Origin of the sequence: Rhodococcus sp. BS-15 (assembly GCF_000813105.1) — a bacterium.
Classification (GTDB): Bacteria; Actinomycetota; Actinomycetes; order Mycobacteriales; family Mycobacteriaceae; genus Rhodococcoides.
Genome location: NZ_BAOX01000227.1, coordinates 1 through 7940 on the forward strand (window position 1 = coordinate 1; position 7940 = coordinate 7940).

Annotated in this window: 6 protein-coding genes and 4 pseudogenes; 3 read left to right on the forward strand and 7 right to left on the reverse strand. The window is 66.0% G+C overall.

Annotated features, from left to right (window positions below):
• Both RHBS_RS20480 and RHBS_RS20485 read left to right on the forward strand, forming a co-directional pair.
• Positions 1 to 285 (forward strand): annotated as a pseudogene (locus RHBS_RS20480) (general stress protein CsbD); the annotation flags it as partial.
• Between the two features lie 30 nt (positions 286 to 315).
• Positions 316 to 969, forward strand: coding sequence for a hypothetical protein (locus tag RHBS_RS20485; RefSeq protein ID WP_128646340.1), 654 nt, complete (start codon positions 316 to 318; stop codon positions 967 to 969).
• An 88-nt stretch (positions 970 to 1057) separates the two neighbouring features.
• Here RHBS_RS20485 and RHBS_RS20490 read toward each other — a convergent pair.
• Positions 1058 to 2002 (reverse strand): annotated as a pseudogene (locus tag RHBS_RS20490) (GlxA family transcriptional regulator).
• A gap of 70 nt (positions 2003 to 2072) precedes the next feature.
• On the opposite strand from RHBS_RS20490, the gene RHBS_RS20495 reads away from it, so the two are divergent.
• The gene (locus RHBS_RS20495) at positions 2073 to 2840 is read left to right on the forward strand and encodes an NAD(P)H-dependent oxidoreductase (protein WP_128646341.1); all 768 of its coding nucleotides are present in this window, start codon (positions 2073 to 2075) and stop codon (positions 2838 to 2840) included.
• Here the strand turns inward: RHBS_RS20495 and RHBS_RS20500 are convergent, their stop codons facing one another.
• The 6 genes and pseudogenes from RHBS_RS20500 to RHBS_RS29185 form a co-directional block, all read right to left on the reverse strand.
• The gene (locus tag RHBS_RS20500) at positions 2841 to 3329 is read right to left on the reverse strand and encodes an FBP domain-containing protein (protein WP_128646342.1); all 489 of its coding nucleotides are present in this window, start codon (positions 3327 to 3329) and stop codon (positions 2841 to 2843) included. It lies immediately after the preceding gene.
• 1 nt (position 3330) lies between these two features.
• A complete protein-coding gene (locus RHBS_RS20505) occupies positions 3331 to 3897 on the reverse strand; it encodes a TetR/AcrR family transcriptional regulator (RefSeq protein WP_128646343.1) in 567 nt (188 codons plus the stop codon).
• A 69-nt stretch (positions 3898 to 3966) separates the two neighbouring features.
• Positions 3967 to 5699, reverse strand: a pseudogene (locus RHBS_RS20510) (ABC transporter ATP-binding protein).
• Positions 5700 to 5711: 12 nt separating this feature from the next.
• Complete coding sequence (locus tag RHBS_RS29175; RefSeq protein ID WP_187298576.1) at positions 5712 to 6497, reverse strand: ABC transporter ATP-binding protein; 786 nt, start codon at positions 6495 to 6497, stop codon at positions 5712 to 5714.
• A 43-nt stretch (positions 6498 to 6540) separates the two neighbouring features.
• Positions 6541 to 6915: a response regulator transcription factor gene (locus RHBS_RS29180; RefSeq protein WP_187298577.1), complete on the reverse strand. Its 375-nt coding sequence runs from the start codon at positions 6913 to 6915 to the stop codon at positions 6541 to 6543.
• A pseudogene (locus tag RHBS_RS29185) lies at positions 6894 to 7940 on the reverse strand (LuxR family transcriptional regulator); the annotation flags it as partial. The pseudogene RHBS_RS29185 and the gene RHBS_RS29180, both read right to left, overlap by 22 nt.

Consider the following 7940-nt stretch of genomic DNA (forward strand, 5'->3'; position numbering starts at 1 on the left):
GAGGCCGCAGAAGAGAACGCCGCGGTCACCGAGGCGCAGGCAGATCGAGTGCGGGAGACACAGGTGGTCGCCGCCGAGCAGCAGAAGCGCGAGGCAGTGGCGCAGGAGCGTGCTGCTGCGGAGGTCGACGCGACCGCCGAGCAGATCGAGGCCGCGGACGAGCGACGCATCGAGCAGGCCGCAGCGGACTCCGACGAGATGGTGGCCGCGCAGAAGCACCAGGAAGCACTTCGTCAGGCCGAAGCCGATCGCAAGAAGGCCGAAGAGCTCCGCAACCAGGCCTGAACCACTACCGCAAAACAGGAGTTTCGCCTTATGAGTGTCCTAGCCATACCGATGACCATTCTTCGCATTCAGTACAAGATCGCTCGAATTCCTTTGCAGCTCATCGAGACCAACGTCGTCGAGAAGATGAATGCGGAATCACCCGCGCGCCTGGTGTACGAGCACACGCTCGGATCGCTGGACCGCGCCGTCGGAAACCTGTTGGGAGACAAGGGCCTCGCCGATCGCGGCGAGACTCTCGTCGACAGCACCGAGAACCGTGCCGAGGCAGCGCGCCTCGACGCCGAGGCTCGGGCCAAGAAGACAGCAGCCAACGACGAATTGAAGGTGGCTCGCGAGACCGCCGAGAAGGATCGCCGCGCAGCCGACGCCGCAGCTCAGGAAGCCGCACGTGACGCCCGCCAGGAGGCCGAGCAACGCAAGCGCGAGGCCGCTCAGGACGCCGAGCGCAAGGCTGCTGCGGACAAGAAGAAGGCCGACGAGCAGGCCGCTGCCACCGCAAAGGCTGCCGAGGATCGCAAGAAGGCTCAGCAGGCTCAGGTCGACAAGCAGGAGAAGCTGGCCGCAGCGCCGTCCGAGGCCGAATTGGCCGAGGCCGCTGAGCGTTCCGACGAAGCCGCCGCCAAGAAGGACGAGGCGGAGCGCATCGAGAAGCTGTTCATCGCGGAGAAGAACAAGGACTGACAGGTCAGTCCGCCCTCGCTGAAAACGAAAGCCGCTGCATCGACTCCATTCGATGCAGCGGCTTTCGCTGTTCGTTGGCAAGAACCCCTCAACCGCCAACCCTGAAGGTCGCGCGATATGCACTGGGCGAGACCCCCAACTCCGCAGCAAGCTGGTTTCGCAGCGACGTTGCCGTGCCGAATCCAGTGTCGTGGGCGATGCGTTCGATGGTCAGGTCCGTGTTCTCGAGCAACTCTCGCGCTCATTGCACGCGTTGCGCCACGATCCATCGAGCTGGGGAGACACCGACTTCGGCGACGAACCTGCGGGAGAACGTCCGCACACTCATCGCTTGGTGCCGGGCCAGATCCTCCACGGCCAAGGCCGACCCCAGATTGCGCAGCGCCCATTCCTGCGCGTCGGCCGTCGACGTACTGTGCGTCCGCGGCACCGGAGTGTCGATGTACTGCGCCTGCCCGCCGCTGCGATGGGGTGGAACGACGGTTTCGCGCGCCACCCGATTGGCCACTGCCGCACCGAAATCCTGTCGAATCATGTACAAACACAGATCGATTCCCGAGGCCTCCCCTGCCGCTGTCAACACGTTGCCGTCCTCGGTGTAGAGAACGTTGGGGTCGAGCAGCACCTGCGGATACAGCTCGGCGAATCGAGCGGCCGACTTCCAGTGGGTGGTGGCCCGTTTGCCGTCGAGCACGCCCGCCGCAGCCAGCACGAACGACCCCGTACAGATCGACGCCAACCTCTGGGTCGACACCGCGTCGAACAAGGTGGAGACAGCGCCATCGGACGTGTAGTCGGCGTCGGACGCCGGCACGATGACGGTATCGGCCTCGGCCACGGCGTCGAGCCCGCGTTCGACAAGTATCTCGACGTCGGAGTCGGTGCGAACCGGACCGGGCACGTCGGTGCAGGTGATCACCTCGTACAGCAACTCGCCGGACTCGGAGCGCGCCTGCCCGAACAGACGGTGCACGATGCCCAGTTCCATGGCGAGGAGACCGTCGCGCACATAGACCGCGATGCGATGCGTCATGGCCGAATTCTTTCACATGTTGTCTTTCCTGCCACTGGTTCCGGACAGCGGCGTAGCCAGGATCGAGTGCATGAACATCCTGTGGGTCTATGCCCATCCGGACGCCCGCTCCCTCAACGGTTCCCTGCGCGACGCAGCCCTGGAACAACTCCTCGTCGCCGGCCATACCGTCGAGCAGTCGGATCTGTATGCGATGCAGTGGAATCCAGTGGTCCAGCCGGCGGACTACGACCACGACCCGGCAGAGCGGTTCAAGGTGGCGACCGCGTCGAGCTCGGCCCTCGCGGCCGGCACCCAGACCCCGGACATCGTTGCCGAGCAACAGAAGCTACTACGGGCCGATGCCGTGGTGCTGCAGTTTCCGCTGTGGTGGTTCTCGATGCCCGCGATCATGAAGGGCTGGGTGGATCGCGTGTTCGTCGAGGGGCTCGGCTACGGCATCAAACGTCCGGACGGCCGGTCGCGGCGCTACGGCGACGGCATGCTCGCAGGCAAGCGGGCGATGGTCGTCCTCAGCATGGGCGGCAGCGAACACACCGTTTCCCCACGCGGCATCAACGGCGATCTGGACGAGATGCTGTACCCGATTCAGCACGGCATCCTGTTCTACACAGGCATGTCCGTACTGCCGCCCGTTCTCGTGGCGAGCGCCGACCGGATGACCGAAACCGATTATGCTGCAGCAGAATCTGAGCTACTGCAGCGAGTGAAGGGCCTGCCCACCGACCGGCCCATCCCCTACCGCACCCAGAACGGCGGGGACTACGACAGGCGATTCGTGCTGCGGAGCACTATCGATGCAGAAAACACCGGATTGCGAGTACACACCGAACGTTGATCAATCGAGAACGCGAGCGAGAAATGCGGCGATGTTGTCTTCGACTGCCGCGGTTCGTGTCCGGACGTCGAAGTCCTCCTTGAACTGACGACCCAACGCCGGAGTCTTCTTCTTGCGTGCGTACAGCGAGCAGGCGAGGTCCGAGCAGATGTAGGTGCCCACCGTATTGCCGCGTCTGCCGGATTCTCCGGCCTTGGCGGCAGCCATCAGCGACACTCCACCGTTGGCGTGCGTGGTGAGGCAGATGCTGCACATCTGTGCGGTGCGTGGCCCACCGACTTTGTAGCGCAACGAGATTCCACGCAGGCGATCTTCCGAAGGAACGACGATGTAGCTCCTCCCGGCGAGCTTGGGATCGACCCAACCGAAGAAGTCGAGATCGTCCCACGGCACCGCGTCGAACATTTCGGGAAGAGAGAGCCGCCCGGCGTCCCCCTTGGACGAGTTGACGAACGACGACCTGATGTCGCGTTCGGAGATCGGTTCCATGTCACTGCCTCCAGTGCTGTAAGAGTGTGTCGATTCCGTCGAGGATGCGGACCCAGGACTGCTGCGAGTCGGGTGCACTGTGAGCGAACGAGCCGGCCGCATCGAGGCTGGCGTAGCCGTGAAAGACACTGCCGAGCAATCGAACTGCGTGTACCTGATCCTCCTCGCCGAGGTCGTACCCGCGGAGAATCGCCTTCATCATCGCCGAGTGACGCACTCCCGCACTCGCAAGAGCGGTCTCGTGATCGAGTGGAAACTGCGTTGCCGCATACCGACCGGGGTGTTCGCGCGAGTAGTCGAGATACGCGTTGGCAACGGCTACCAATGCGCCCTTGCCCGCTCGGCCTGCCAGGGCCTCGGACACCCGGTCGGCCAGTTCCTCCAACGCCAACAACGCGATCCCGACGTTCAACTCGTGCGCGTTCTTCAGGTGCGAATACAGGCTCGCCACCTTGACGTCGAAGCGTCTGGCCAGCTCACTGGCGGTGACGCGATCGAAGCCGACCTCATCGGCCAGATCCGCTCCTGCTGCCACGATGCGTTGCGCGGTCAATCCTGCTCGTGCCATGCCGGCCTCCTCGTTCTTTCGAGGACACCGTAACCAAACCTAATACCTTTAGGCAAATCCCTACAGCAGTCAGCGCCCCTGCCACGCCTCCCACAACTGCGCGTATCGACCACCGGCGGCGACCAGCTCCTCGTGCGGACCCTGCTCCAGAATTCTGCCGTGTTCGAGGACCACCACGCGGTCGGCAGCAGCAGCCTGGGTCAGCCGATGCGCGACGATCAACGTGCTGCGGCCCCTGGTCGCGGCCTCGGCCGCCGCTTCGAGGTCTCGCGCACCGGAACTACCGGCTTCTGCGGTGGCCTCGTCCAGCACGGCGACGGCGGGATCCGCGAGAACAAGTCGCGCCAAGGCCAATTGTTGCGACTGGGCCGCGGTCAGCTGGTGTCCGCCCTCCCCGACCGTGGTGTCGAGGCCGTCCTCGAGCGCCTCGACCCATGCCCACGCTCCGACGGTGCGCAGCGCGGCTTCGACGTTGTCGCGACCGGCATCCGGGGCGGCAAGCAGCACGTCGTCGATCAATCGGCCGGCGAACACGTGGACCTCCTGGCTGACGATCGCCACGTGACGTCGTAACCCTTCACTACCCAGCGCATCCAGTGATGCGCCGCCGACCCGAACCGTCCCCGACGTCGAGGCCATGGAACCGGCCGCGATGGCTGCGATCGTGGATTTGCCTGCGCCGGTGGATCCGACGAGTGCGACGGTCTCGCCCGCGTCGATCCGCAGGTTCACTCCGTGCAGCACCTCGTGGCCGGACTCGTACTCGTGCCGCAGATCGATGACGTCCAAGGCGGCGTCGGCGGGTACGGACCCGTCGCCGACGGGTCGCTCGTCGGCAATGTCGATGACACCGACCAGCCGCGCCAACGACGCTCCTGCGGACTGGATGTCGTCGAACGTGAACAGCAGGGTGCCGATCGGATTGAACAGGCGGTGGAACAGCAGCGCTGCGGCTGTCGTCTCGCCGACGGTGACGTAATCGCCTCGTACGAGCAGGAATCCGGCCAGCAGGATCACCGACAGTCCGACGCATTCGGCGCGATTGCTCCGCGATCCGAATCGGGTGAACAACCGGAACACGTCGACGCCGATGTCCCGGGCCTTCGCCGACGCTCTGTCGATCTCGCGCAGGTGCGCCGATTCGAGTCCGTATGCGCGAACGGTTTTCGCGCCCTGCATGCTGCTGACGAACGACTGCGCTCGCTCGCCCATCGCGACGCGTTCGGCCGCGTACTTCGGTGCGGAGCGCGGCAGATACCACCGCAGCGCGAGGACATACATCGGCAGTGCGACGAGCCCCGCCAGGCCGAGCCGCCAGTCGATTCCGAGCATCGTGATCATGCTCAGGCACACGAGCAGGAACGCCCCGACCAGCTGCGGAATCACTTCACCGATCGACTTGGCCATCACCGCGACGTCGTCGCCCACCCGAGAGAGCAAGTCGCCCTTGCCGACTCGCTCGAGCGTGGCAACGGGCAGATGCAGCGCGCGCCGCACGACGGCCTCGCGCAGCGACGCTAGAATGCCCTCGCCGAGAGTGCTGCTGAGGTAGCCACTGAAGCCGGTGACGATGCCGCCGATCACCGCAGCCACCGAGATCACGACGACGACCCCGACGATCGCCGACGTGTCGGCGCCGTCGCGAACGCGGTCGACCAGAACACCGAGTACGTAGACGGGCACCAGCGACATGGCCGCGGCAACTGCGCCGAGCAGCAGCGTCACCGCGGTGCGAACTTTCCGCAAGCGCAGCTGTTCCAGCAGCCATCGACGGAGCGCGCACCGGTGGCGATGGGAAGCAGTTCGGGGGGCGGTCATCGCAGCACCGTCTCCTTGTACTGCGCGTCCGAGGACGCGAGATCGTGGTGCGTTCCCTCGGCGACGACGCGGCCGTCGTCGATGACGAGAACGCGATGGGTCACCGACAACAGCGCGGGGCTCGTGGTGATGAGGATCGTTGTCTGCGAGGCTCGTTCGGTGTGCCGAAGTTCGGCGATACCGCGGGCGATGGCGTGCTCGGTGACGGCGTCGACGGGGAACTGCGCCGCCATAATCGCAGCACCGCGTGCAGCGGCGACGGCGGTGTCCTTCTTCTCCAGGGTCTGCAGGACCGATGCGTTCCACGCAGCGAGCGCCTCCGCTTCGGCGACCAGCGAGACGTGTGCGAGCCCGTGCGCGTTCATCGCCGAACGCAGCGCGAACACCTGCTCGGCTGTCCACCGGGCGGGGTAGGTCGCGGCAGCGGCCAGATCACCGGGCCGCAGACCGATGGACGACGCCACCTCGGTGAGCAGGCACAGCAGGGCCATCGACGTCAGTTGCTCGGCAGGGAAAACGGTGCCCTTGCTGCCGGTGACACCCACGCCGTCGGCGAGAGAGTCGAGAAAGTGGGTGTAGGCCTCGGAGTCGTCGTCGGTCGCATCTCCGAGCGAGACGGTGCCGTCGGGATGAGTGTTGAGGACGGTCGAGTGCAGTGACGCCAGATGCAACGACGGTCCGGGCGCAATCGGATGGGACACGGCGGCGACGGCGCGTTCGTCGTCCAGGTACAGGCCGACGTCCGGTGCGCCGACACTCGCACTGCCGGGCTGCTCGGTCATGGGGCTGCTACCTGTTCTCGACTCGGGGAGTTCTGCTCGGTCGTTATGTCGCTCCCGGTCCTCGCACAGTTACAGGGTCGACGCTCGAGCTGGTCGAGGCCCCGTATCCCATGGCGCGCAGCATCGAGATCAGCTCCGACCGCGACTGGGCCCCGAGCCTGCGCCTGATGCGGGCCACATGATGCTCGACGGTCTTCGGGGAGATGTAGAGCCGGCTGCCGACCTCGCGATAGGTGACTCCGAGGACGAGCAGTTCGGCGACCTCGGCCTCGCGTCCGCTCAGCGAGCCCGTCGGCTGCGGCGTCGATCTCGGGCTGTCGCGCCCCGTCGAGCTGGGTTGGCGCAACGACCTGGCGATGTGCAGCAGTGAGGTTGCCGTCGCAGTATCGGTGACGGTCAGTGCGGCCTCGCTGGCCAATCGGGCTCCGTCCCAGGGCAGTCCGAAGGCGGTGAGTGTGCGCGCGGAATTCTCCACCTCGGTCGCGTCGGGCCTGCCCTGCAACACCCCGAGCCATGCGCGACGGCAGCGGCGAGTGCGGCGCTGTACGGATGGGTCGGAGCGGCGGCGGCCAGAGCCTTGGCGTGCGGCACCAACGCGTCGGGGGTCTGGGCCACGATGGCCGCTTGAACCTGGTACCAGTGCAGCGCCGACGCCCAGACGGGTGGGTCGCCGAGCGCCGCGAGCAGATCGGTGGCCTGCGCCACCAGATGCTCGACGCGGTCCACCTGGCCGAGTCGAGTTGCGGCCAAAAGTAATTCGCCCAGTGGCAGCAGCGCGAACAGGTCGACGGAGTACTCGGCGATCACGTTCTGCGACTGGGTCCATGCCGTGATCAGCGACCCTGCGTCACCGGACCTGCGAGCCAGACCCACCCGAATCGCGTGCAGGAACAACTGATTGCGCACGTGCAACACCGGAATACGCAGTGCCTCGATCGCGGCACCTGCGTCGGCGGTATCTCCCCGCAGCATGGACGCCCAGGCTCCGACGAGGCTCAGCCTGGTGTGCGCCTCGGATCCCGGACGGTGTTCGGGAAGTGCTCGCGCCACGATGGAATCGACACGGGGCAGGTCGCCGCAGTGCACCGCGTGCAAGGCCGAGACGGCAGCGGCAGTATCCGGGGTGCACGAGCGATCGGAAGTGTTGCCCATCAACGTCATTGCTCGCATCAGTGCATTCGCGGCAGCGCTCGAGGCTGCTGCGCTCCGCGAATCGATCGACCCGGTCACTCCGGTGACGAGCAGACTGCCCGACGCGATGCTCGACGTCGGCGCGAGTGCGGACACGGCAGTGATCGAACGATCGGCGGCGGCGCGATCACCGGCCGCAGCAGCGGACAGGGCGGCCCACACAGCATCGGGTCCGAGTCGATCCTCACCGAGCCAAGTGAACAACTGCGCACTGCGCGAGGCCATTCCGCGTTGCGCTGCAACCGACGCGAC

Coding starts and splice junctions, on each gene's coding strand:
- RHBS_RS20485 (WP_128646340.1), top strand. CDS start 316: ATGAGTGTCCTAGCCATACCGATGACCATTCTTCGCATTCAGTACAAG.
- RHBS_RS20495 (WP_128646341.1), top strand. CDS start 2,073: ATGAACATCCTGTGGGTCTATGCCCATCCGGACGCCCGCTCCCTCAAC.
- RHBS_RS20500 (WP_128646342.1), bottom strand. CDS start 3,329: ATGGAACCGATCTCCGAACGCGACATCAGGTCGTCGTTCGTCAACTCG.
- RHBS_RS20505 (WP_128646343.1), bottom strand. CDS start 3,897: ATGGCACGAGCAGGATTGACCGCGCAACGCATCGTGGCAGCAGGAGCG.
- RHBS_RS29175 (WP_187298576.1), bottom strand. CDS start 6,497: ATGACCGAGCAGCCCGGCAGTGCGAGTGTCGGCGCACCGGACGTCGGC.